This window comes from Flavobacterium sp. LM5, assembly GCF_002017945.1.
Taxonomy (GTDB): domain Bacteria; phylum Bacteroidota; class Bacteroidia; order Flavobacteriales; family Flavobacteriaceae; genus Flavobacterium; species Flavobacterium succinicans.
In genome coordinates this window covers 671,834-695,575 of record NZ_MUFX01000001.1, presented here as the reverse complement: position 1 = coordinate 695,575, position 23,742 = coordinate 671,834, and the positions used below count along the sequence as shown (strand labels likewise).

General features: G+C 35.5%; 21 protein-coding genes. 9 read left to right on the top strand and 12 right to left on the bottom strand.

The genetic code is table 11. The features are described 5' to 3' along the window. Positions 1 to 7: 7 nt before the first annotated feature. The 7 genes from BXU11_RS02875 to BXU11_RS02845 are packed head-to-tail and all read left to right on the top strand — an operon-like array spanning position 8 to position 7,262. Positions 8 to 1,534: a SusD/RagB family nutrient-binding outer membrane lipoprotein gene (locus BXU11_RS02875; protein ID WP_024982699.1), complete on the top strand. Its 1,527-nt coding sequence runs from the start codon at positions 8 to 10 to the stop codon at positions 1,532 to 1,534. Positions 1,535 to 1,551: 17 nt separating this feature from the next. Next, positions 1,552 to 2,871, top strand: a complete 1,320-nt coding sequence (locus BXU11_RS02870; protein ID WP_078210946.1) for a gluconate:H+ symporter — start codon at positions 1,552 to 1,554, stop codon at positions 2,869 to 2,871. 4 nt (positions 2,872 to 2,875) lie between these two features. Then, entirely contained in the window at positions 2,876 to 3,343 is a 468-nt protein-coding gene (locus BXU11_RS02865) for a RidA family protein (protein ID WP_078212036.1), read from the top strand. Positions 3,344 to 3,353: 10 nt separating this feature from the next. Then, positions 3,354 to 4,385 (top strand): sugar kinase, encoded by a 1,032-nt coding sequence (locus BXU11_RS02860; protein ID WP_078212034.1) that lies wholly within the window; start codon positions 3,354 to 3,356, stop codon positions 4,383 to 4,385. Positions 4,386 to 4,403: 18 nt separating this feature from the next. Beyond that, entirely contained in the window at positions 4,404 to 5,051 is a 648-nt protein-coding gene (locus BXU11_RS02855; protein ID WP_024982703.1) for a bifunctional 4-hydroxy-2-oxoglutarate aldolase/2-dehydro-3-deoxy-phosphogluconate aldolase, read from the top strand. Positions 5,052 to 5,055: 4 nt separating this feature from the next. Beyond that, positions 5,056 to 6,171, top strand: a complete 1,116-nt coding sequence (locus BXU11_RS02850) for a D-TA family PLP-dependent enzyme (RefSeq protein WP_078210945.1) — start codon at positions 5,056 to 5,058, stop codon at positions 6,169 to 6,171. 20 nt (positions 6,172 to 6,191) lie between these two features. Beyond that, entirely contained in the window at positions 6,192 to 7,262 is a 1,071-nt protein-coding gene (locus BXU11_RS02845; RefSeq protein WP_024982705.1) for a dipeptidase, read from the top strand. Here BXU11_RS02845 and BXU11_RS02840 read toward each other — a convergent pair. Beyond that, positions 7,259 to 8,035, bottom strand: coding sequence for a DeoR/GlpR family DNA-binding transcription regulator (locus tag BXU11_RS02840; protein ID WP_024982706.1), 777 nt, complete (start codon positions 8,033 to 8,035; stop codon positions 7,259 to 7,261). The genes BXU11_RS02845 and BXU11_RS02840 overlap by 4 nt on opposite strands. Before the next feature lie 192 nt (positions 8,036 to 8,227). Between BXU11_RS02840 and BXU11_RS02835 the strand changes: the two genes are divergently transcribed. Then, a complete protein-coding gene (locus BXU11_RS02835; RefSeq protein ID WP_024982707.1) occupies positions 8,228 to 10,528 on the top strand; it encodes a family 20 glycosylhydrolase in 2,301 nt (766 codons plus the stop codon). Positions 10,529 to 10,652: 124 nt separating this feature from the next. On the opposite strand, the gene BXU11_RS02830 is transcribed toward BXU11_RS02835, so the two are convergent. The 6 genes from BXU11_RS02830 to BXU11_RS02805 all read right to left on the bottom strand — a co-directional run bounded on the left by BXU11_RS02830 (position 10,653) and on the right by BXU11_RS02805 (position 17,464). After that, a complete protein-coding gene (locus BXU11_RS02830; protein ID WP_078210944.1) occupies positions 10,653 to 11,420 on the bottom strand; it encodes an amidohydrolase in 768 nt (255 codons plus the stop codon). Beyond that, on the bottom strand, positions 11,417 to 11,875 hold the full coding sequence (locus tag BXU11_RS02825) for a hypothetical protein (RefSeq protein WP_024980749.1): 459 nt from the start codon (positions 11,873 to 11,875) through the stop codon (positions 11,417 to 11,419). The genes BXU11_RS02830 and BXU11_RS02825 overlap by 4 nt, the downstream gene beginning before the upstream one ends. Before the next feature lie 137 nt (positions 11,876 to 12,012). Further along, on the bottom strand, positions 12,013 to 13,755 hold the full coding sequence (locus BXU11_RS02820) for an alkaline phosphatase (protein WP_024980748.1): 1,743 nt from the start codon (positions 13,753 to 13,755) through the stop codon (positions 12,013 to 12,015). Positions 13,756 to 13,948: 193 nt separating this feature from the next. Further along, the gene (locus BXU11_RS02815; RefSeq protein ID WP_024980747.1) at positions 13,949 to 14,710 is read right to left on the bottom strand and encodes a succinate dehydrogenase/fumarate reductase iron-sulfur subunit; all 762 of its coding nucleotides are present in this window, start codon (positions 14,708 to 14,710) and stop codon (positions 13,949 to 13,951) included. Between the two features lie 67 nt (positions 14,711 to 14,777). Next, complete coding sequence (locus BXU11_RS02810) at positions 14,778 to 16,787, bottom strand: fumarate reductase/succinate dehydrogenase flavoprotein subunit (RefSeq protein ID WP_024980746.1); 2,010 nt, start codon at positions 16,785 to 16,787, stop codon at positions 14,778 to 14,780. 11 nt (positions 16,788 to 16,798) lie between these two features. After that, a complete protein-coding gene (locus BXU11_RS02805; RefSeq protein ID WP_024980745.1) occupies positions 16,799 to 17,464 on the bottom strand; it encodes a succinate dehydrogenase cytochrome b subunit in 666 nt (221 codons plus the stop codon). A gap of 342 nt (positions 17,465 to 17,806) precedes the next feature. On the opposite strand from BXU11_RS02805, the gene BXU11_RS02800 reads away from it, so the two are divergent. Next, positions 17,807 to 19,168: a hydroxymethylglutaryl-CoA synthase family protein gene (locus BXU11_RS02800; RefSeq protein ID WP_078210943.1), complete on the top strand. Its 1,362-nt coding sequence runs from the start codon at positions 17,807 to 17,809 to the stop codon at positions 19,166 to 19,168. A 111-nt stretch (positions 19,169 to 19,279) separates the two neighbouring features. Here the strand turns inward: BXU11_RS02800 and BXU11_RS02795 are convergent, their stop codons facing one another. The 5 genes from BXU11_RS02795 to BXU11_RS02775 all read right to left on the bottom strand — a co-directional run bounded on the left by BXU11_RS02795 (position 19,280) and on the right by BXU11_RS02775 (position 23,722). Next, positions 19,280 to 19,738, bottom strand: a complete 459-nt coding sequence (locus BXU11_RS02795) for a hypothetical protein (RefSeq protein ID WP_139225522.1) — start codon at positions 19,736 to 19,738, stop codon at positions 19,280 to 19,282. A 208-nt stretch (positions 19,739 to 19,946) separates the two neighbouring features. Then, entirely contained in the window at positions 19,947 to 20,423 is a 477-nt protein-coding gene (locus BXU11_RS02790) for a hypothetical protein (protein ID WP_078210942.1), read from the bottom strand. Positions 20,424 to 20,428: 5 nt separating this feature from the next. After that, a complete protein-coding gene (locus BXU11_RS02785; protein WP_139363428.1) occupies positions 20,429 to 21,649 on the bottom strand; it encodes a hypothetical protein in 1,221 nt (406 codons plus the stop codon). Positions 21,650 to 21,664: 15 nt separating this feature from the next. Then, positions 21,665 to 22,132: a hypothetical protein gene (locus tag BXU11_RS02780; protein WP_078210940.1), complete on the bottom strand. Its 468-nt coding sequence runs from the start codon at positions 22,130 to 22,132 to the stop codon at positions 21,665 to 21,667. A gap of 108 nt (positions 22,133 to 22,240) precedes the next feature. Beyond that, positions 22,241 to 23,722 (bottom strand): ImmA/IrrE family metallo-endopeptidase, encoded by a 1,482-nt coding sequence (locus BXU11_RS02775; protein WP_078210939.1) that lies wholly within the window; start codon positions 23,720 to 23,722, stop codon positions 22,241 to 22,243. Positions 23,723 to 23,742 lie beyond the last annotated feature (20 nt).

Here is a 23,742-nt window from a genome sequence, read left to right as displayed (position 1 = left end):
AAGGAAAATGAAAAACACAATATTATATTTCGCTGGGCTATTTTTATTTAGCATCACAGCTTGTACCAAGGATTTTGAAGAAATCAATACCAATCCAAATGCGGTTGAAAAAGGAAATGTTAATTTTATTTTTAGCAAATCCCAATTAGACGGTTTAAACAACAATTATTTTTTTACCAACATACTACAATGTGGTGGGATGATCCAACATTACGCGACCTATAAAGAAGCCTCTGGTGTGGGAGATAAATACCTCAACAATGAGGTGTATTATTCGGCCTATTTTTCTCAAGCCTACCCAACTGCGATTAATGAAATTTCAATTGTAATTGATGCCCTAAAAAACACTCCAAATGACAGTAACAAATTAAACATTTCTCGAATTTGGAAAGCTTATTTATATCATAGAATAACCGATTTATATGGTGATATTCCATACTTTGACGCAGCAAAATCTAGTACTTCCCAAATTTTCCTGCCAAAGTATGACAGCCAAGAATCAATTTATAAAGATCTCTTAAAAGAGTTAGAAGAAGCAGCCTTAGGATTGGACCCTTCTAAATCAAGTTTTGGCAATGCCGATTTGATCTATAACGGAGATATCGCAAAGTGGAAAAAATTCTCTTACTCATTAATGCTTCGTTTAGGGTTGAGGCTTACCAAAGTTGATCCTAATCTATCTAAATCTTGGGTCACCAAAGCAATTGCTGGAGGAGTAATCATTAACGGTACAGACAATGCCATAATGAAATATACAGACGGCCCAAATGATTTTAACCGCAATCCATCCGCTTTCGATCCAAGAAGACAAGATTTTTCTCAAGGCTCTTTTGGACAAAAAAATGGGGAAGGTGGCAAACTTGCAAAAACTTTTATTGATGTATTAAAAGCAACATCCGATCCTAGAATTTCTGTGTATGCTGGCGTTTGGCAAGGAACTACACAAAATACTACTAGCGCTGCGCAAAAAGGCTTTCCAAACGGAATCAAAACAGCCCCTTCTCCATCTGAACAAGCTACTTATTCAGAACCCAATCAAAGTACGGTTCTTAGATTTGATGCGCCTCTTATAATTCTTAGTAATGTAGAAACTAATTTGTATCTAGCAGAAGCAGCACTAAGAGGATGGTACACCGCAGAAACAGATAAAAACCTGTATGAAAAAGCCGTAAAAGCTTCTTTTACAAATATGGGAATCTACGGCGCAAGTTACACCATAAACGATGCTACGCCATATTTAACCGCTAACCCATTTAACACTAACGGTTCATTTGATGAAAAAATGGATCAAATTCATACTCAAGTATGGGTTGCTTTATTCGTTGATGAACAAGAAATATATGCCAACTGGAGAAGAACAGGATACCCAAAATTAACACCGATAAACTTCCCTGGAAACGTTACAAACGGAACCATCCCTAGACGAATTAAATACCCAACAGGAGAATATTCTGTCAATTCAATTAACTTAGCAGAAGCTTCTAAACGTCAAGGTGCCGACTCTTTTACAACAAGAGTTTGGTGGGACAAATAAAAACATACGACAATATAATGAGCCTATTAATTCTTGCAGCATGCATTATTTTTCTTGTTCTTCAAATAACATGGTTTAAAATTAATCCATTTATTGCTTTTATTATAACTTCATTGTTGGCAGGCCTTCTTTTGGGCTTGCCAATGATGACATTAACACAAACTGTGCAAAAAGGTTTGGGTGACATGCTCGGCTCTATTGCTCTTATACTTGTTTTTGGAACGTGTATTGGAAAACTTACCGTTTCATCTGGAGCAGCAACTGTTATTTCAAAGACAATCATGAAATGGACAGGTGAAAAATATGCCCGCTTAGGACTAATGATTACTGGATTCATAGTAGGAATCCCACTTTTTTACAGTGTTGGTTTTGTTCTTTTAGTACCATTAATTTTTTCGGTAGCCTATCAATTCAAATTGCCTAAAGTTTATTTGGCCATTCCTATGTTGGCCTCTCTTTCAGTAGCGCATGGTTTTTTGCCTCCACACCCTTCACCCATGGCATTAAGCAATCTCCTTAATGCAGAAATTGGTTTGGTGCTGACTTATGGAATATTAATTTCAATCCCCACTATTCTCATTGCAGGTTTGTTGTTCTCTAATGTTTTAAAAAATATTAAACCCAACTCCGAAAACACGATTGTACCCGTTGAACAATCCATCGAAGCAACAACAAAACCAAGTTTTTTGGTGAGTATCTTTTCTTCCTTATTTCCAGTTTTCGGATTAACCCTTACATCATTATTACCTCTTGTTTGGAAAAATGAACAAGTAAGCATTATCTGTAAAACCATTGGAGAACCCAGTAATATTATGCTACTTTCTTTAATCATTTGCACTTATACTTTAGGGTTACGCACCGGAAAAAGTATGAAGGCGATTTCTGAAGATTATGTGATGGCTATCAAAGATGTGGCACTAATATTACTAATAATTGGTGGCGCAGGAAGCCTAAAAGAAGTAATGATCGTTAGTGGTGTTAGCCAAACGGTTGTAGAAAATTTAATAACCACAGACATTCATCCCTACTTACTTGCTTGGTTAATCACCGCATTAATTCGAATTTGTATTGGTTCGGCTACAGCAGCGGGCTTAATGACTGCAGGGGTTTTAGTGCCACTACTACAATTGAAAGAGCTAGATCCTAACCTATTAGTTTTGTCCATAGGAGCCGGTAGCTTGATGTGTTCTCATGTCAACGACCCTGGTTTTTGGATGTTTAAAGAATACTTTAATACCAGCATGAAAGACACAATTAAATCATGGACCGTCATGGAATCTTTGGTGTCTGTACTTGGAATTGTTTTCATTTTTATACTCAACTTTATTATACATTAATATCATGAACATATTACCACAAGAAAAATTTGAAACGCTAGGCCTATCATTACCGCCAGCACCTATGCCTCTTGGAATATATAAACCTTACTTAGTTGAAGGAAAATACCTATACATTTCTGGTCACGGCCCTGTAAGAAATGACAAATCCCTTATTATAGGACGCATAGGAGAAGATATGGATATCGAGGAAGGAAAATTGGCCGCTAAGCAAGTAGGCTTAACCATGCTATCTACTATTATCACAAATTTCGGGAGCCTAAACAAGGTAAAGAGAGTTATAAAAGTACTAGGAATGGTCAATTGCAATTCCGATTTTTTATTACATCCGTATGTAATTAATGGTTGCAGTGAATTGTTTGCCGAAGTATGGGGGCAAGAAAACGGAATTGGAGTGAGAAGTGCCGTGGGAATGGGTTCTTTACCCGATAACATCCCTGTAGAAGTTGAAGCAATTTTTGAATTATACTAATACATCACAAATGAATAACGAAAGTACACAAGCAAAAGTGGTTGCTTTTGGCGAACTCTTATTACGAATGAGCGTTACCAATGGATTTAGATTTACTCAGGCAAATGAAATGCGTATTCAAACAGGAGGTGCCGAGGCAAATGTGTGTATCCTACTTTCGCAATTAGGCATACAGACCAAATATTTGACTCGATTACCAAACAATGACTTAGCAAAATTGGCTTTGAATGAGTTAAGCAAATTCAAAGTAGAAACGTCTAACTGTGTTTTTGGTGGTGAACGCATGGGGCTTTATTTTGTCGAAAACGGCAATCAAATAAGGCAGTCGCAAGTTATTTATGATCGTAATAATTCTGCTTTTGCTACTATCCCTCAAGATCAAATCAAATGGAAAAATGTACTGGAAGATGTGACTCATTTTCATTGGTCAGGAATTAGTCCGGGAGTTTCAGAAGAAGCAAGTGTAGCCTGTAGAGAAGCTATATTATCAGCCCATCGAAAAGGTATAATTATATCATCCGACTTTAACTACCGTTCAAAGTTGTGGCAATACGGAAGAAAACCTTCTGAAATCATGCCCGGATTACTCTATTATAGTACCATTACAGTAGCCGACCTAGACGCTGTTGAAATTTATTTTGGCATAAAAACAGACAACAAAAGTTCCGACACAGATCGTTTTAAAAAAGCATACGATCTTTTAAAGCAAAAAATGCCCTATCTAAAAACTCTTGCAATGAGTTTCAGAAAATCAGAAGGTCAATCTCATATTTACTCGGCAATGTTGATGTACGAAGAGCATTTATATCAATCTAAATCACATCAAATTCATTTGGTTACAGATCAAATTGGTTCTGGAGATGCATTTACTGCTGGCTTACTTTATGGCTTAATAAACAATAAGCATCCACAAGAATGTATAGAATGGGCAACTGCTTGTGGTGTTTTAAAACAAAGTATTCATGGCGATTTCGCTGTGACTTCTCCCGAAGAAATAAAACATTTTCTAGAGATTGGTACTAGTAATCGAATTAGCCGATAACATTTATTAAACAAACTCATGTACGAAATTTTAAAAAAACAAGGAGTACTTCCCTTAATCACTAAAATAGATATCAAAACTGCAGAAATCATAATGAAATCTGCTTCAGAAACGGGAATCAAGATTATTGAGTATGCCGCACGCTCCACTTCTGCAAAAGAAGTTTTTAGTCAAATGGTGGCCTATAAAAAAGAGCATAACTTAGACTTAAAATTATGTGTTGGGTCAATTTTGAATAGTGACGACGCTCAGTTGTATCACAATCTAGGTGCAGATTGTATCATTTGCCCGCATACCGATCCAGAAATTGGAGAGTATTGCATTAAAAACAACATCTATTGGATTCCTGGAGCCGCAACGCTTAATGAAGTCCTTTATGCCAACAAATTAGGTGCAGAAATAGTCAAACTATTCCCTGCCGATAAAATAGGAGGTGTCGATTATGTAAAAGCTATAAAAGCGCCATTCCCCAACTTAAAATTAATGCCAACTGGCGGAGTAACACTAGAAGAAAACAATCTAAAAGCATGGTTCAAAGCCGGTGTTGTATGTGTTGGAATTGGATCTAATTTATTTTCAAAAGAAACATTAGCCCAGATAACTTTTGAGAAATCTTGTGCTGTTTTTGAAAACTTAATAGCTGTGGTAGAAAAATATAGAAAATAAAGTTATGCAAAATAATTGGTGGGAAATAAATCCTGAAACTCTTATCGACACTCCATTCTTGGCCGTTTATACCGAACGAATGAAATTCAATATTGAAAAACTAATAGAGTCTGTTGATGGCGATACACAAAGAGTAAGACCACACATAAAAACGCATAAAATTGGTGAAGTTTTAGACCTTTTCAAAACATATCAAATTGATAAAGTAAAATGTGCTACAATTGCAGAGGCCGAATTGAGTGCCATGCATCATATTTCAGATGTTTTACTGGCCTATCAACCTGTCGGACTAAAAAGTAATCGATGGATTCAATTAATTAAAAAATACCCAAACACTCATTTTTCAACTATAGTTGATAGTCTTGAAGTTGCAGAAAAACTTGCCAAACTTGCCAAAGAAAACAGTTTAACCTTAAACATTTACCTTGACATAAATACGGGAATGAACAGAACGGGCGCTAATTTTTCTAGCAATTGGGAGCATTTAGCAACAAAAATTGCCCAACTTTCAAATCTCAACTTTATAGGATTACATCTTTATGACGGACACTTAAAAGGAAGCCTTGAACAACGAAAACGGGATGCTCTGACGGCATTTGAACAAATAAAAAACCGCTTAATTGTATTACAACAAGAATTTGACTATCAATTTAATATTGTAGCAGGTGGTTCAAATACGTTTCCTATTTATGCTAAAATAAAAGATATAGAATGTAGCCCAGGTACTTTCATTTTTTGGGATGTAAACTACCAAACACATTTACCCGAACAAGATTTTAAACTTGCTGCAGTACTTGTTGGAACTGTCATCTCAAAACCAACTGCAAAAACAATTTGCATCGATATTGGATATAAATCTGTTGCATCCGAAAATCCTTTGGATAAACGATTGGTCATCCTGAATGATGAAAAACTAATTCCAATTGCCCATTCCGAAGAACATTTAGTTTTAGAAAACAACGGCGTAAAGGATTATCCAATTGGCACCCTAATTTATGCTTTGCCTTACCATATCTGTCCTACTTGCGCTTTGTATGAATCTGTACAAGTAGTTGACCATGAACACAAAATTTATAACCAATGGATGGTTAAGGCTAGAAATAAAAAAATAACCATTTAAACTACAAACACTACAATCTTATGTTTATAATAGATGCACACCTAGACCTAAGCATGAACGCGATGGAATGGAATAGAGATTTAAGAAAGGATGTAGCCACATTGCGCCTTTTAGAGCAAGGCATGACCGACAAACCAGACCGTGCAAAAGCAACGGTATCTTTCCCTGACTTAAGAAAAGGGAATATTGGCATTGTGGTGGCAACTCAAATCGCTCGTTTTGTAAAGCCTGATAGTGAAATTCCCGGCTGGAACTCTCCTGAACAAGCATGGGCACAAACACAAGCGCAACTAGTATGGTATAAATGTATGGAAGAAGCTGGTGAGATGTTTCAAATTACTGATAAAAAATCATTACAAAAGCAATTGGATTTATGGAATGATGGTGCACCAAACGATAAAAAACCCATTGGATATATTCTTAGTTTAGAAGGAGCCGATTCTATAGTAGATATTTCCTATCTAGAAAAAGCATATAAATACGGATTACGAGCGATAGGTCCAGCACATTATGGACCGGGTCGCTATGCAAATGGAACTGATGCCACGGGAAAAATGAACGTAAACGGGCTTGAATTACTCAAAGAAATGGAGCGTTTGAATATTATTCTTGACGCAACACACTTATGCGACGATGCTTTTTGGCAAGCTCTAGATCATTTTAATGGTCCGGTTTGGGCAAGTCATAATAACTGCCGAAGCATTGTAAACCACAACAGACAATACAGCGACGAACAGATTAATGAATTGATTAACAGAGGGGCAGTAATAGGAGGCGCCTTAGATGCCTGGATGTTAGTTTCCAATTGGCAGAGAGGCGTTTCTACCCCTATTGATATGAACTGTAATTTGGAAGTTGTTTTTAAACACATGGATCACATTTGCCAATTAGCTGGAAATGCCAACCATATTGGAATCGGATCGGATCTAGATGGTGCTTTTGGCACGGAACAAAGTCCGTATGACTTGAATACAATTGCAGACTTACAAAAACTGGTTGCAATTTTTAGAAATCATGGCTATTCTGAAGAGGATTTAAAAAATATCTTTCACCAGAATTGGATTAACTTTTTATTGAAAAATTGGAATTAAAGAAATACTAAACTGGGAACTGCCTGCTTATACGATTGTAGCTTTTCGTGATCAGAATCTACTTCGGTAACCACATAATCTACTTCGGATAAGTTGGCAATTTTCATTTTTAATACTGTGTCGAGTTTTTCAGAAATGGTCAGTATTGCCGTTTTTTCTGAAGCTTGAATCATTGCTTTTTTTACTTGAACGGTTTCCCAATCTGAATCTGAGAAACCACCTTCAATATCTAATGCATTTGTACCTAAAATTAATAAATCAACCTTAATATTCGCTAATTGCTGATACACATCACCACTAACACACATTTGACTATATGACGAAATGCTTCCTCCAATCATTATGGTTTTAATATTGGGTTTGTCCAACAATTCAACAGCTGACAAAATGTTAACAGTAAATACAGTAAGATTTAAATCGTTAGGAATTAATCTAATAAATTCTCTAATAGTAGTTCCACCGCCGATCATTAAAACCATACCTTCTTTTAATAATGAAGTGGTTTTAAGGGCTATTGCTTTTTTAGACTCTCCTGCATAAGTTTGGGTTGAAGAAGAAGAATGATGGTAAGCCTTGGTCATTGCTCCCCCTTTTACTTTAATCACTAATGATTCTAACTCTAATTCATTTATATCTCGCCTAATGGTATCTTCTGAAACAAATAATTGACTTGATAACGTTTCAAAACTTACACGAGTATGCAAATTTATTTCTTTTATAATATGAGCTTTTCTATCTTCCTTCGTGAAATTCACAAATTCATTTTCATTCATGTATCTTCAATTTATTTGTACAAATGTAATAATTTTATGCAAGAACGTAATCAAACATTCACACCTCTGCGGAGTGACAACTAGTTAATAAACTAATTACCAAAAACTTTAATCGTCTTGTATTGTTGCGTTTTTTTTGCATAAATATATTTTTATTATTTTAAAATTAATTCAATCTCTTAAAATTAAACCATGGAAAAATTTTTTTTCTTCCTTATTTTCTTTGTTAGTTTTTACTCAAATTCACAAGATCAGTTGAGTAACAACACTATAATTCCATCTCCAAATTATTACAAATCAAACGGAGATAGTCTCATTATAAAAGGAAAAGTGAAAATACAATTTGAAAAAAAAGTGTTTAGTGACAAAGAACTTAAAACAGCTCGTATTTTAGAAGATATCTTAAACACAAAACTATCCAACCAAAAAACAAACTGTAGCATACAATTTAACACAACAGACAATACCTTACCAAACAAAGAATCCTATAAAATAAAAATAACCGCAAACGGAATTTTTATCACAGGTCAAGAGGAAGGACTGTTTTATGCAGTTCAAACTTTATTGCAACTACTTCCAAATCATTTGTCGAGCAATAACGAAGTAAAAATTCCCTGTATTGAGATTGAAGACCAGCCAAGATACTCGTACAGAGGTTTGCTACTTGATGTAAGTCGCCATTTTTTTTCAACTACTGTCATCAAAGATTTGATCAAACAGATGTCATACTATAAACTCAATACTTTTCATTGGCATTTGACTGATGATCAAGGCTGGAGAATAGAAATTAAGAAATACCCAAAACTTACCGAAATTGGATCCAAAAGAGCTCAGACACTTGTTGGGAATAAGTTTGAACGATTTCCGCGATTTTTTGATGGAAACCCTTATGGTGGTTATTACACCCAAGACGAAATAAAAGAAATCGTTAAATATGCCGAGAACCATTATGTAAACATTATTCCTGAAATTGAAATGCCTGGTCACGCTTCAGCTGCTGTCGCTTCGTATCACAATTTAGCTTGTTTTCCTTCTTCAGATTTTAAAGTCATTGAGTCTTGGGGGGTATTTGAAGATGTTTATTGCGCAGGAAAAGAAGAAACCTTTACGTTCCTTGAGGATGTTCTTAAAGAAGTGCTATCACTTTTCCCTAGTAAATACATTCACATTGGAGGTGACGAATGTCCAAAAACAAAATGGAAACAATGCCCTAATTGTCAAAAAAGAATCAAAGAACTGAATTTAAAAGACGAACACGAGCTCCAAAGTTATTTTATAAAAAGAATAGAAAAATATCTAAATACAAATGACAGACAAATATTCGGTTGGGATGAAATTTTAGAAGGAGGTCTAGCCCCTAATGCCGCAGTAATGTCATGGAGAGGGGAATCTGGAGGAATTAGCGCTGCCAAACAAAAACATCCTGTAATAATGACACCTGAAGATTATGTTTATTTTGACCACAACCAAGGTTATTCTTTACAAGAACCTTTAAGTGTGGGGCGATTAACAACTTTAGAAGAGGTGTACCATTACAACCCAACACCAGAACATGAATTATCACCAGAAGAACAACATTACATCAAAGGAGTTCAAGCTAATGTCTGGTCAGAATATATAACAAGTGCTGCTAAATTAAACTACATGCTTTATCCTAGATTGTTTGCACTTTCTGAAATTGCTTGGACGAAAACGGAGCATAAAAATTACACTAATTTTATGCTTGTAAAAATACCATATCATCTAGAAAAGCTTGAAAAACAAAACAAATTGTATAAGCCCCCGACACCACTAGGAATAACAAACACCGCATTGGAAGCCTCCAAATTCACATTAGATATTAAGCCAACTCTAAAAAACGGACAAATATTTTACAGCATTGACGGTTATGATCCAGACCAAACCAGTAGGCGTTACACAGAACCCGTTACAATCAATATTCCTAAAGGAGAGTTCCGAACAATAAAAACAATTCAAATTAGTGAATCTGGAAAAAGAAGCTCAATCAATAAAGTGATAATTAAAAACTCTGAAACCTTAGCTGCCCAAAAAGTTAAAGCCACAAAAACAGGTTTGAAATATTACTATTTTCAAGATCTTTTTCAACAAACAAATGAACTGGATACTGCCCAATTTCTCCGTTCTGGTATTCATAAAGGAACTATCGGAATAACTGACTTCAAATCAAAAGAGATTCGTTATTTTGGTTTAAAACTAGAAGGATATCTTTACATTCCTGAAACCAGTTCTTATACCTTATCTTGTATCGCAGATGACGGTGCAAAACTTTACATTGACAATGAAATCATTATTGATAACGATGGAAGACATTGGATCAATGAAGCGTTCGGAGCCGTAAAACTCGAAAAAGGATTTCACAAATTTAATTTAAGCTATTTTGATGCCGATGGTAGTGCCGAGCTTAAATGCTACATTCAGCAAGAAGGCAAAGAAAAAAAAGAACTAAATAGCGAACAATTATTTTATGAATAGCAAAAAACACAAACCGTAATAATAGTATTCCGCATGTAGTTTTACAGGCATGTATTTATAAAAGAGTAAGTTAAAAACATTGTGTGTTTTTATTTAATAATTTATACTTTTTAGCTTATTTCGTTTACGAAATAATACCAAAATCATCTTTATCCTTCAAGAAACCTAGTTTTTGTCTGGTTTCTACTAGTGCATTTTTATCCAAAGTAGCTACAAAAACACCTTCGGATTCTTGTGGTTCTATAATAGCGCGTCCCAAATAATCTTGCACTTGCGAATGTCCGTTGTATTGATGATGATTGGCGTCTACTCCTATTCTGTTCGCTCCAATAGTATAACACATGTTTTCGATCGCTCTAGCTTTGAGTAAGGCGTCCCAAGCGTTTATTCTAGTATCGGGCCAGTTGGCTACGTAAAGCAAAACATCGTACGTTTCAACATTTCTGGAAAACACTGGAAAACGTAAATCGTAACAAATCAGTGGGCAAATTTTCCAACCCAAATACTCTATGATGACTTTTTCTTTGCCTGCAGTATACTTTTTATCTTCTCCCGCCAAAGTAAACAAGTGTCTTTTGTCATAAAATTGCACTTCTCCAAAAGGAAAAACAAAGACCAATCGATTATAGAAATTTCCGTGCTCGGCAATCACTAAACTTCCGGTGATAGCGGCATTTTTGGCTTTTGCCAATTGTCGCAACCATTCTATCGTTTCGCCTTGCATCGTTTCGGCAACCAATTCTGGACACATGGTAAAACCTGAGGTAAACATTTCAGGCAATACAATTAGATCAACTTTTTCATCCATCGCATGGATTTTTTCTTCGAACTGAATGCGATTTTCAGCTGGATTTTCCCAGACTAAGGACGATTGCAGGATGGCTATTTTCATTTTACTTTTTTAATAGAATACTCCCAATTTTTTGACGGATGACCATATATAAACAAAGGAACAAGTATAATCGGTACACTTCCCATCATGGCCATTGTTCCTGCTACCGCGGCGTAAGGATTGGCTACAAATAAACCGGAAACCCCCAGCGCAAAAACTCCTATTCCGATGGTTATCACTATTGGATTTGCAATCGTTCCAAACTTAGATTTCTTTTTTATTTTGACAATATCCGTCAATAAAACTACTTCATCTTGTATAACAATTGCTGTCGAATCTTGAATTTTGAACTTCCCAAGATACGTTTTACCTTCTTTGGTCTCAATTTGTATTCGCTTCTCTTCTTTGATCTCTTTATAAAAACGGGAATGTTTACTTTGTAAAATCAAAATATTACTTTGAGCAAAAATCGTTTGAAAAAGCAAAAAGAAAAAGAATACCAAATAATGTTTCATCTGCAAAAGGTTTAAAAAAATAAATATACATAATTATTTTTATCCAAATAGTCCATATAAAACCACAAAAAAACCAGAAACACTTTATGAAAAATAGGTTTCTGGCCCAAGAACTATTATTCTACCAAAGAAAAGGACTAACTCTTTGTGATTGTTTTCTCTAGATTGACAGTCGCACCATCTTCAAAAACTGTAGCGGCAAAAAACCATTCGGCTTTAACATCAGCGGCTGAAAAAGTAGCTTTCAAAAACCCTCTTTTCGACAAATTAGAATATTCTAAATCATCAATTAACAAATTTAATGCTTGTTCGAATTGAGCTAATTGAGAGCCTCCCAATCCCAAATAGGTTTCTAGTCCCGGAGAAGTAACCGAAGAAGTCGCTAATTCTACACCAACCACTTTATTACTTGCTGCCTTTAATTCGCCCTGCCAAGCATTGTGTGTATCACCCGCTAAGGTTACAACTTTTTTTCCATTCAAAAGCGCATATAACTTTTCTCTCTCTACTGGATAGCCGTCCCAAGCATCCAAATTATAGGGCAAAACAGTACTCAATCGCAATTTATCAGCTGCAGTTACGGTAGGATCATTGGCAAGTATCCTTGATTTAATGGTAACCAGTCCTCCTAAAGAAGTTTGAAACGCTTGTAAAGTAGCAGGTTTTGCACTACCCAAAGCATCAATTTCTCCATTGATTTGCGCCATCAGCATCAAAAGTTCTGAGGGAAGCATCATTTTGGTCATCAAAACTTGTTGACCAAGAACTTGCCATTTCGAAGAACTTGAGGCAATTTTAGATCCCAACCAACCTAATTGTTCAGTACCTAAAAGCTGCCTGTTTGGATTTAATAAATCGGTTTGAAATGCCGTTGCATTAAAAGAACCATTTGAAGAAAAATAAGTACCATACTCCAATTGCTTGTCACGAGCAATGACGCGGGTATCTAACATGTACAAGGAAAGTAAATTTCCAAAATGAAAATCTCTATAAATTCGTTTATCGTTCCCTGTTTTAAGCGGAATGTACTCGCTGTAAGCTTTCAAAGCTGCCAATTTTCTTACGGTAAAATCGCCTTCTTTGGGCTGATGATTTTCGGCGCCATCTTTGTAAGTGTCGTTGGTGATTTCATGATCATCCCAAACGGCAATAAATGGTTTCTTTTGGTGTACCAATTTCAATTTTGGATCTCTTCTGTATTGCTTATAACGAGTTCTATACTCCTCCAAAGTCACGATTTCATTAGCTGGAACATGAGTTCTACCCAAACTTGCAGTATATTGGTTCGTTCCGTATTCACCTGCACCATATTCATAAATATAATCTCCTAAATGCACCACAACATCTACGTCCGATTTTGCCATTGCTTCATAAACAGTAAACAGACCTGCAGCAAAGTTAGCACAAGAGCAAACCGCCATTTTGACTTGCGAAATAGTATCTGACACTGAAGGCAAAGTGATTGTTTCTCCTATTACAGAAACTTCTTTAGTCAATACGTTGTAAAACCTGTAATAAAAGGACTTATTTGAAGACAATCCTTGGACATCAACTGCAACAGTAAAATCTCTCGATTCGTCTGTAGTAACTTTTCCTTGTCGAAGAACATTATTGAACATTGCATCCGTGCTTAACTCCCAAGATAAGTTCACACTTTCATTTTTTGAAGTTGTATAGCGAGTCCAAAGAATAATACTTGATGGCGTAGGATCGAAACTTGCCACTCCCTCATTAAAATTAGATAACTTTAAGTCAATCGGTGCCCGATCATTTGGCTCGTCATCTTTAGAACAACTTATAAAATTAGGCGCTAATAATACACCTCCCGAGAACAATAAGGAATTTTTAAGAAAAGAACGACGGCTAAAGTTGGATTTCATATTTTGAATTTTGTATGATTATGAACAAAATTACAAATACTGTGCATGCATAGTATTTTGAAATATTTAACCTTTCATTACTGTTGCGTATCTTTAACATTATGAATATTAACAAACAATTAAGCGAATGATCATGTAAAAAAAAAACGCATTCAAATGAATGAATGCGTTTTTTAAATTTTGGAAAGTCTATTTACACCAAACTTGCTGACAAATATTCTCTATTCATACGAGCGATGTTCTCTAATGAAATTCCTTTTGGACATTCGATTTCGCAAGCTCCAGTATTGGTACAGTTACCAAAACCTTCTTCATCCATTTGACGTACCATGTTCAATACACGATTCGTAGCTTCTACTTTACCTTGTGGTAAAAGTGCATATTGTGATACTTTAGCCCCAACGAACAACATCGCTGAACCATTTTTACAAGTAGCAACACATGCACCACATCCAATGCAAGCAGCAGCTTCAAAAGCTTTGTCAGCATCAGCTTTAGGCACAGGAAGCGTATTAGCATCGATAGTATTACCTGAAGTATTTACAGAAACAAATCCTCCTGCTTGTTGAATTCTTTCGAAAGAAGAACGATCAACAACTAAATCTTTAACTACTGGAAATGCCACACTTCTCCATGGCTCAATTACGATAGTATCCCCGTCGTTGAACATTCTCATGTGTAATTGACAAGTCGTGATTCCTGTATCAGGTCCGTGTGCACGTCCATTGATATACAAAGAACACATTCCGCAAATTCCTTCGCGACAATCGTGATCAAAGGCTACAGGCTCTTTTCTTTCGTTCACTAATTGCTCATTCAATTGATCTAACATTTCTAGAAATGAACTCGCTGTAGAAACATCATTCAACTTATATGTTTCCATCTTTCCCTTAACTTTAGCGTTTTTTTGACGCCAAATTTGTAAGGTTATATTAATATTTTTTGCTGCACTCATGTTTTTTATTTTTAATGTGATTAGCTTTTAGTTTACTTACTACTAACCGCTAATTATAACGCTATTACTATTTATAATTTCTAGCGGCTATTTTAATAAACTCGTATTTCAATTCTTCTTTATGAAGTTCTTCTTTGCTGATATCGTCTCCTTTGTACTCCCAAGCTCCAACAAACTTGAAGTTTTCGTCATCACGAAGTGTTTCACCTTCAGCATCTTGGTATTCTTCACGGAAGTGACCACCACAAGATTCTAAACGTTGTAATCCGTCGATTGCCATTAATTGACCCAATTCAATAAAATCAGCCACACGTAAGGCTTTCTCTAATTCAGGGTTCAACTCATCTGCACTTCCTGGCACATAAACATCTTTGTAGAATTCTTCTTTCAAAGCGGCAATTTCAGCAATAGCTTCGGTCAAACCTTTCTCATTACGTCCCATACCTACTTTATTCCACATGATCAAACCTAAACGTTTGTGGAAATGATCTACTGATTTCGTTCCATTGTTGTTTAAGAATTTATCAATTGAATCTTTCACGCTTTTTTCAGCTGCTGCAAATTCAGGCAAATCAGTAGAGATTTTTCCTGTACGAATGTCATCTGCTAAATAATCAGAAACCGTATATGGCAATACGAAATATCCATCAGCTAATCCTTGCATCAAAGCAGAAGCCCCTAATCGGTTCGCACCGTGATCAGAGAAATTCGCTTCTCCAGCTACGAAACATCCTGGAATAGTTGACTCTAAATTGTAATCAACCCAAACACCACCCATAGTATAGTGTACCGCTGGATAAATTTTCATTGGCGTTTCGTATGGATTTTCGTCTGTGATTTTTTGGTACATGGTAAACAAGTTACCATATTTTTCTTCTAACCATTTTTTACCTAAAGAAAGAACCTCTTCTTGCGAAGGATTGTGATTTCCTTTAGCAAAAGCTACTTGTTTCCCTTTTGATTGAATCTCAGAAGAGAAATCCAAATACACTCCTTCATTTGTATCATTAGCTTCGATACCGTGACCAGCATCACAAACCTCTTTAGCAGCTCTAGAAGCTACGTCACGAGGCACTAAGTTACCAAACGCAGGATATTTTCTTTCTAAGTAGTAATCTCTATCTTCTTCAGCAATTTGTGTTGGCTTCATTTTACCTGCACGAATCGCTTCTGCATCTTCTTTTTTCTTTGGTACCCAAATACGTCCAGAGTTTCTTAATGACTCAGACATCAAAGTCAATTTCGATTGATTGGTTCCGTGTACAGGAATACAAGTTGGGTGAATTTGCACAAAACATGGGTTAGCAAACAAAGCACCTTGTTTGTGGATTTTCCATCCTGCTGTTACGTTAGAACCCATTGCATTCGTAGATAAGAAATATACATTTCCGTATCCACCTGTTGCAATAATTACTGCGTGAGCCGAATGTCTTTCTAACTCTCCAGTAACTAAATTACGAGCAATGATTCCACGAGCTTTTCCGTTCACTTTTACTAATTCTAGCATTTCGTGACGGTTGTACATATCGATTTTTCCTAAACCAATTTGTCTAGATAAAGCCGAATAAGCACCTAACAACAATTGTTGACCTGTTTGTCCTGCGGCATAAAATGTACGTTGTACTTGTGTTCCACCAAAAGAACGGTTATCCAACATTCCTCCGTAGTCACGAGCAAAAGGAACTCCTTGTGCTACACATTGATCAATAATATTTCCAGACACTTCAGCCAAACGGTGTACGTTAGCCTCACGTGCTCTATAATCTCCTCCTTTGATGGTATCATAAAACAAACGGAAGGTACTATCTCCGTCATTTTGGTAATTTTTCGCAGCGTTGATACCTCCTTGAGCTGCAATTGAGTGTGCACGTCGAGGAGAATCTTGGTAACAAAACGCTTTAACATTATAACCCATTTCAGCAAAAGATGCTGCTGCAGAGGCTCCGGCTAAACCAGTACCCACAACGATAATATCAATTTTTGGGCGATTGTTTGGAGCAACTAATCGTAAGTGGTCTTTATAATCTGTCCATTTTTTAGAAATGTGACCTTCAGGTATTTTAGAATCTAATTTCATTTTGATTGATATTAATGATTAAAATGATGAAATAAAGCAATAAATATGAATCCAACAGGAACCACAATTGCAAATGCATATCCTAATTTTTGAATAGTAGCCGAGAATTTGTTATTGAATCCAACTGATTGGAAAGAAGAACTAAATCCATGCCATAAGTGAATCGCTAATAAAACGAAGGCTACCACATAGATACCTGTACGAACTGGGCTTTCAAACTTAGCCACCAATTCTTCAAAATATCTTGTTTCATTGATTGCGCCTGACTCAACATATTTATAAGTCATTTCGTGAATCCAAAAATCAAAGAAGTGCAATCCTAAAAATGCTAGAACCACTAATCCTGATATGATCATGTTTCTTGAAGCCCAAGAAGCATTAGCCGATCCATCGTACTTTACGTAGCTAATAGGTCTAGCTTTTTTGTTTTGAAGTTCTAAAACCATTCCCATTACAAAGTGAAAAACTACACCTGCGATAAGCACAGGTTGCATAACAAATTGTATTAATGGATTATACCCCATAAAGTGAGACATTGCATTAAAAGCCTCTGCACTAAAAACAGAAACCATATTGATGAAAAAATGCAATGACAAGAAAGTAATTAAAAAAAGCCCTGATAGTGCCATAGCTACTTTTCTAGCTATAGAAGACTTTAACAATGCAGTTTGTGCCATATTTTTTTATATTAATTAATAAAAATTCCACACAAAAATAAGGCAATTAAAAAGGAATTACAACCCATTTATATTTATTTATAATGAATTTAAAGTGTTTAACATAAATGTTTATTTAACCATTTTTACTTAATTTAAGTTAAACATTCTTTAAATAAAACCAAACAAGATCGATTTTTCTCAAAAACAAAAGCAAGAAAACGATATATATTTACAGAATTAATAACAAAATACCACAAATTAGTGTTTTTCAAAAAAAGCACCTTTAACAAAAGAATAATGCCGCTATTTTCTTGTATTTAGCATACGGCATTTTACCTTTGCAACTCAAAACGATAACACATGAAAATTGGAATTGACGCGCTCTCTTTTGACGTAGCCAAAATACACTTACCCATACAAACCTTAGCCGAAGCTCGAAATATTGAACCCGCAAAATTGCAAAAAGGACTCGGATTAACGAATATGACACTCGCCGATGCCCATCAAGATACCGTGATTTTTGGAGCCAATGCCTTAACCAAACTCATCCAAGACCAAAAAATAGCTTTAGACGACATCGCTCGAATTTACGTAGGAACCGAAAGCGCAATCGACAGTTCTAAACCCATCGCTTCCTTTTTGGCAGCCTTGATGGAACAAAAATTTGGAGAAAACTGTTTAACGCATTGCGATGCAGTTGATTTTACTTTTGCCTGTATCGGAGGCGTGGATGCACTACAAAACTGCTTAGATTTTGTAAAATTGAACCCCTCTAAAAAAGCAATTGTTGTTACTACCGATTTTGCTAAATACGACCTCAACTCTACTGGAGAATACACCCAAGGCGCAGGAGCTGTAGCTATGCTAATCTCCGCCAACCCAAGAATTATAGCTTTTGAGAATCATTGGGGTGTAAGCACGAAAGGCGTATTTGACTTTTTTAAACCGTACAGAACTATTTCAAAACAAGAAATCACAGGCAACAACAACAACGAGGCTTGGTTTGATAATTTGGAAGACGAAATCGAAATTCACAAAGACCAACCGGTGTTTGATGGACAGTATTCGAACCAATGCTATATGGACCGTACCAAAGATGCCTACTTTGCTTTCAAAAAAGCAAAAAATACTTCTGAAACGATTTATAACAGCTGGAAAAGCATTGTAATGCACTTACCGTATGCCTTTCAAGGACGACGTATGTTGACCGAGATTTATGCTTTAGATGCAACCGAAGCCGTTATTACCGGAAACGAAACGCCTGAAGAATACCAAAACAAACTTAAAGAGATTAGCAAAACTCATGCTTATCAAGATTTTGTGAGTCAAAAGTTGCAACCTGCAGAAATCGCTTCTTCTCTAATTGGAAACTTATATACAGGTTCAATTTTTATGGGATTGTTATCGACTTTAGCGCATTTTTCAGAGACCAACACTGAAATCGCCAACGAGAAAATGGGCTTTTTAGCCTACGGAAGCGGTTCAAAATCGAAAGTTTTCGAAGGAACGATTCAAGCGGATTGGAAAAAAGCCTTACAACCCGTGGCGCTTTTTGAAACTTTAGAAAAAAGTGTCGCTATTGATTTTGAAACCTACGAGAAACTCCACAAAAAAGAACAAAAACAACCCATTCGCACCCCACAAAACGAATGGATTCTGGACCGTATCGAAAACGAAAATCCCAACTTACTAGGCGCTCGTTATTACAAATGGGTGGAGTAATAAAACCTTCAACTTAGTGAATTTGAAATACACGTTTTTTGTAAAACATAAGGCTGTCTCCAATTTTGAAGACAGCCTTTCTTATTTTCTAAATCACGTTTCTTTATACTTTTAATTACAATTCCCGCCGCAATCTTGTGCGTTTTGATAATCCTCTGGAGTAATAGTGTACACTTCTGTTTGCTCGTCGCTAAAAACTGGATTAAAAATGTTTCTAGCTTGATTAAAACACTGATTTGTTGTTGTGCATTCTTGATAAATTACCTTCTTTATATCATCAAAAATAATTTCTACATGAGTCAAACTACCTATGGCAGTTTTACTAAAAAGATTACTCATGTTATACCCTTTAGCACCTGGAGGATAATAAATATACTTTTTGTTAAATTTTTCGTTTTGCTGTAAAGTTATTGCGTTCTGAACCTCTTTAACTCCTCCAATGTAAGGTATTAAAACTATTTTCTTTCCTGAAGTATTAAGAATAGAATAATCATATGTTATTTTATCTCCTTGATCAGTGCAACCCATTAGCATGAATAATGCAACAATTATACAATATATCTTTTTCATAATCTTAATCTTGCCAGTTATTAAATAATTCATCTAAGTAAATTTCAGTTGGGTTATCGTACCTGTTCTTGATATTGTTGCGCCATTAATTCCAGTAACTAACACCAATCAAAGCAACTTAAAGTTTCTTAATCATGTAGCCGATTATATTTTTTTTAATTAAAACAACCCTTTCAGAGTTAGTTACTCTGAAAGGGTTTGAGTGCTATTAATTACAATTCCCGCCGCAATCTTGTGCGTTTTGATAATCCTCTGGAGTAATAGTGTAAACTTCTGTTTGCGCATCGTTAAACTTAGAATTAAAAGGATTACGATTATTTTCTGTATACTTAATAATAATAGAGCTATTTGAAATAGACGGACAAGTTGTGCATTGCTCAGAATATACACTAAAAATATTAATTTTTTCATTGTTGTAAATGAAAGCAATATAATCAGAATTAAGTAGATTTGCCATTGAATAACCTGCACCACCTGGAGGAATATATCTATATTTTTTATTTATTTTATCACCTTGATTTAGTGTAATGGTGTTTTTTAAATCTTTCTCTCCATTTAAAAAAGGAATTAAAATTACTGTTTTACCTGAATCATTTACAATCGTATAATCATAATCTATTATATTTCCTGGCTCACAACCGGAAATAATTATAATCGCAGAAATTAACATGAGTAGCTTTTTCATAATTTTTAATCTTGCCAGTTATTAAATAATTCATCTAAATAAATTTCAGTTGGGTTATTGTTTCTGTTCTTGATATTGTCGCGCCATTCATTCCAAGAACTGGCGCCTATCAAAGCACCTTGTAGCTGATTAATATTGTATCCACTTACATTATCAACAGGGTATCCATATCCAAAACTTCTTTGATTGAAGTAATCCAACATATCATAGCCCGCAGATGTATAATGATTATCATCTAGTATGGAAAAAAATTGTCTGTTCCCTGAATTAATAATATTACCTACTATTCCATACTCGTAATTAGAAACCCCAAACTTTGTCTTATAACGATCTAAAGCCATAACAATTTCTACCGTTGTTGGCCATGTTTCTAACAGTCTTCTATTTCTGTTTCGAATAGCTGCACTGAAATCACCAAAGAAAGCATCTTTAACCAAAAGATCATAATTAATTCTATCTAAAACAGAATGTGCAGCATGGGTTAACTCATGTATAGTTGTTCCATAAACTTTATCTGCTGCACTACCCCATTGCTTTACAACTACCCTTGGATATAAACCAAATGTTAACTCACTAGGAGTATGAACATGATATGAAACACCCGCAACTTCTCTCGCTGCAATCTTCATTTGGACACTAAAAAATCCATTACGTGGTGGAGAAATTAATCCAAATCGATGACCATAATAATAATCATGTGCCGCTTGGTGTATTAGCGCATGGTATTTATCATCACTATCGCCTGATCCAGCGTTAATGGTATAATTCCAGTCTTGTTGTTTTCGTTCAGGACCTCTTAATTCCGCCTGAAACAAAGAGCCATTTCGTATACTGTAGTCATATCTCTCCCATTGAATAATATAACGAGCGCTACCTCTCACAGAGCTTGTTTTAAAATAACCGTTTTCATTGGTAATAGCTTGTCGTACAGTAAACCATTGCCTAATCAAAATCTTTGCGCCAACTACTGGCACGTTTCTACCCGCTACTTCATCAAAAATTGAAATAGTCCCACTAGGCCACCATCTCGTACCAAAAATCAATCGATTGGTAGATGTATCATTAGATTTACCCTCATACTCATTACCCGTTAATCTATATGCTTCTTCGAGCAATTGATCCAAAAACAATTGTCGCTTTTCAATAGTTTTTTTATCCACTTTCTTTAGCATTGTTAAACCATCATCAAAATAAGGGTCTTCTTCAGGAATATAAAGTTCCTCCAAGGTTTGATAATACACTTAACTTGCCATATCAGAGTCAATCTTAATAGCACTGTAATACACAGGAAACTCATTAGGAGCTAATTGAGGTCTAGCATCAAGAACTTCGTCCGTAAACTCATAATCGAGAGGATAATCAAAAACAATTAAAGAGCTATCTTGCTTTATTTCCGCTTCCTGAGCGGCTGTAGTAGGAGCTATCTCTACATAAAGATAATTTGGTTCAATACTTAATTCATCTACCGGCACAAGCATTTCTTTACTTGTACTTGATTTCCCTTTTGTCTTTTCTTTTAAATTAAATAAAGCTTTCCTCATATTCTTGATTGAATAGGGATTCTCTAATTTCTTACCATATTTGATATACTCATTACGATTAATTGATGCAGCGGTACCGACTGACATATCAGTAGTATCAGAACAAGAAATTATCAAAAGTGAGCAAAAAACTAGTGAAATAAAATTGAATGGAGTTGTTTTTTTCATTAAATTATTAGTTAAAAGGTTGATTATTACAAATATACCAAAATCACAATACAGAATAACCTTGTAAAACTTATTAACAATAAAATAATATTAAAGTAAACAAAAAAATCAACTAAACTTTGCCATATACTTCTGAACGATGGCTTCGGTGTTTTCGTTGCGTATTTTTTGATTGAGATGAATGGGTTCTGAGGCGCGCTCTTGGCAATCTTTCACCGCACAAGTTTCGCAAGTCACGCCCACCAATTGTTTGGGCACCACATCGCCTTCTAAAAATTTGAACTTTTTCTTTACCGATGGCGTGATTAAAATCCCCACCGAAATACTTCGCAAACAATCTTTCTTAAACGGATCGGGAGTAGCCGAGGAAAACACTAAATATTCATTGCTGCTGTTTTCGTAACGCGACACTTGCGCATCAAAAAAATGCGTCTTGCCTTGTTGTAACAATTGCTCAATAGTTTTTATCGAAACCCATCTGCGACAGTAGTGCTCGTTCATTTCGTTAGCGTGCGGCTCTTGCTGATTGGTAATATGTAGTTCCTTTTTGATTTGGTAGGTATCGGCGCCTATTTTGTGAGACAAACGCAAGAAAAATAAGTTTTTCAAATTAAAATCCTTCGGCAAAATATTCGTCAATCGCTGATAGAAGGATTCTGGCGATACGTTGAATTGCGTCATCAATCGCACCATTTCTTGTGGTTTTGGATTCTCTTTGGCTAAAAACAAATTCAATTCATCAATCAACTTTTGTCTCGGCAACAATAATGCTCCTGCAAAATAAGAGGCATAAAAATTATTCAAGACTTGGTCAAAATTATCGAATTTAATCCAACTGAACGTATACAAACGCTCTTTGATTTCCATAAAATTATAAGCGATTTCTTTGGCTAAAACAAAAGCCTTTTGCCCTTCATCAATCTCGTCCGAAAGCAATAAGGTTTTGCTAGTAGGTACATAAATTGAGCGTAAATCCCCCATTTCAGCTTGTTCAGAAAACACCAATTCTTTGATGGTATATCCGTATTCTTCAATCAAAATTTCTTTTAACTCGGCTATCGAAATATTACTGGCGAGATCTACATGAAAAGCTTTACAAAACAACAACACCTTTTCTTCTAAATCTTCAAAATAGTTATTGTGTGCTTCTTGATACGAACGCAAAGAAGCCAAAAAGAAACTTTCGCGTGACAAATTATAATGTTGTGCAATTTCAATGATGGTACTAATAAAGGCATTGACCTTAGCAGGCGCATTGGCAATAATATCAATCAAATCAGCCTCTTGAATTCCAAAAAGCTCCAACGGAATTTCCTTCAAAATACCTGAAGTCAGAATTTCACCAATGGGCGCCAAATTATTATCGAGTTTTAACGATACCAAATGATCATAAGTCACCTCTAATTTATCGGCCAGCAGAATAATTTTATCCGTTTTGGGATATTTTTTTCCTTTTTCGATCTCGTTTAAATACGATTTGGACAAGTCGGTAATCTTGGCCAGACCAAATAATGACAAATCCTTACTCATGCGAGCCTGCTTGAGTTTTAGCCCGAAAATTAACTTGATATACTCTTTTTCAATGTTCATAAAACCAAAGATAAACTAAA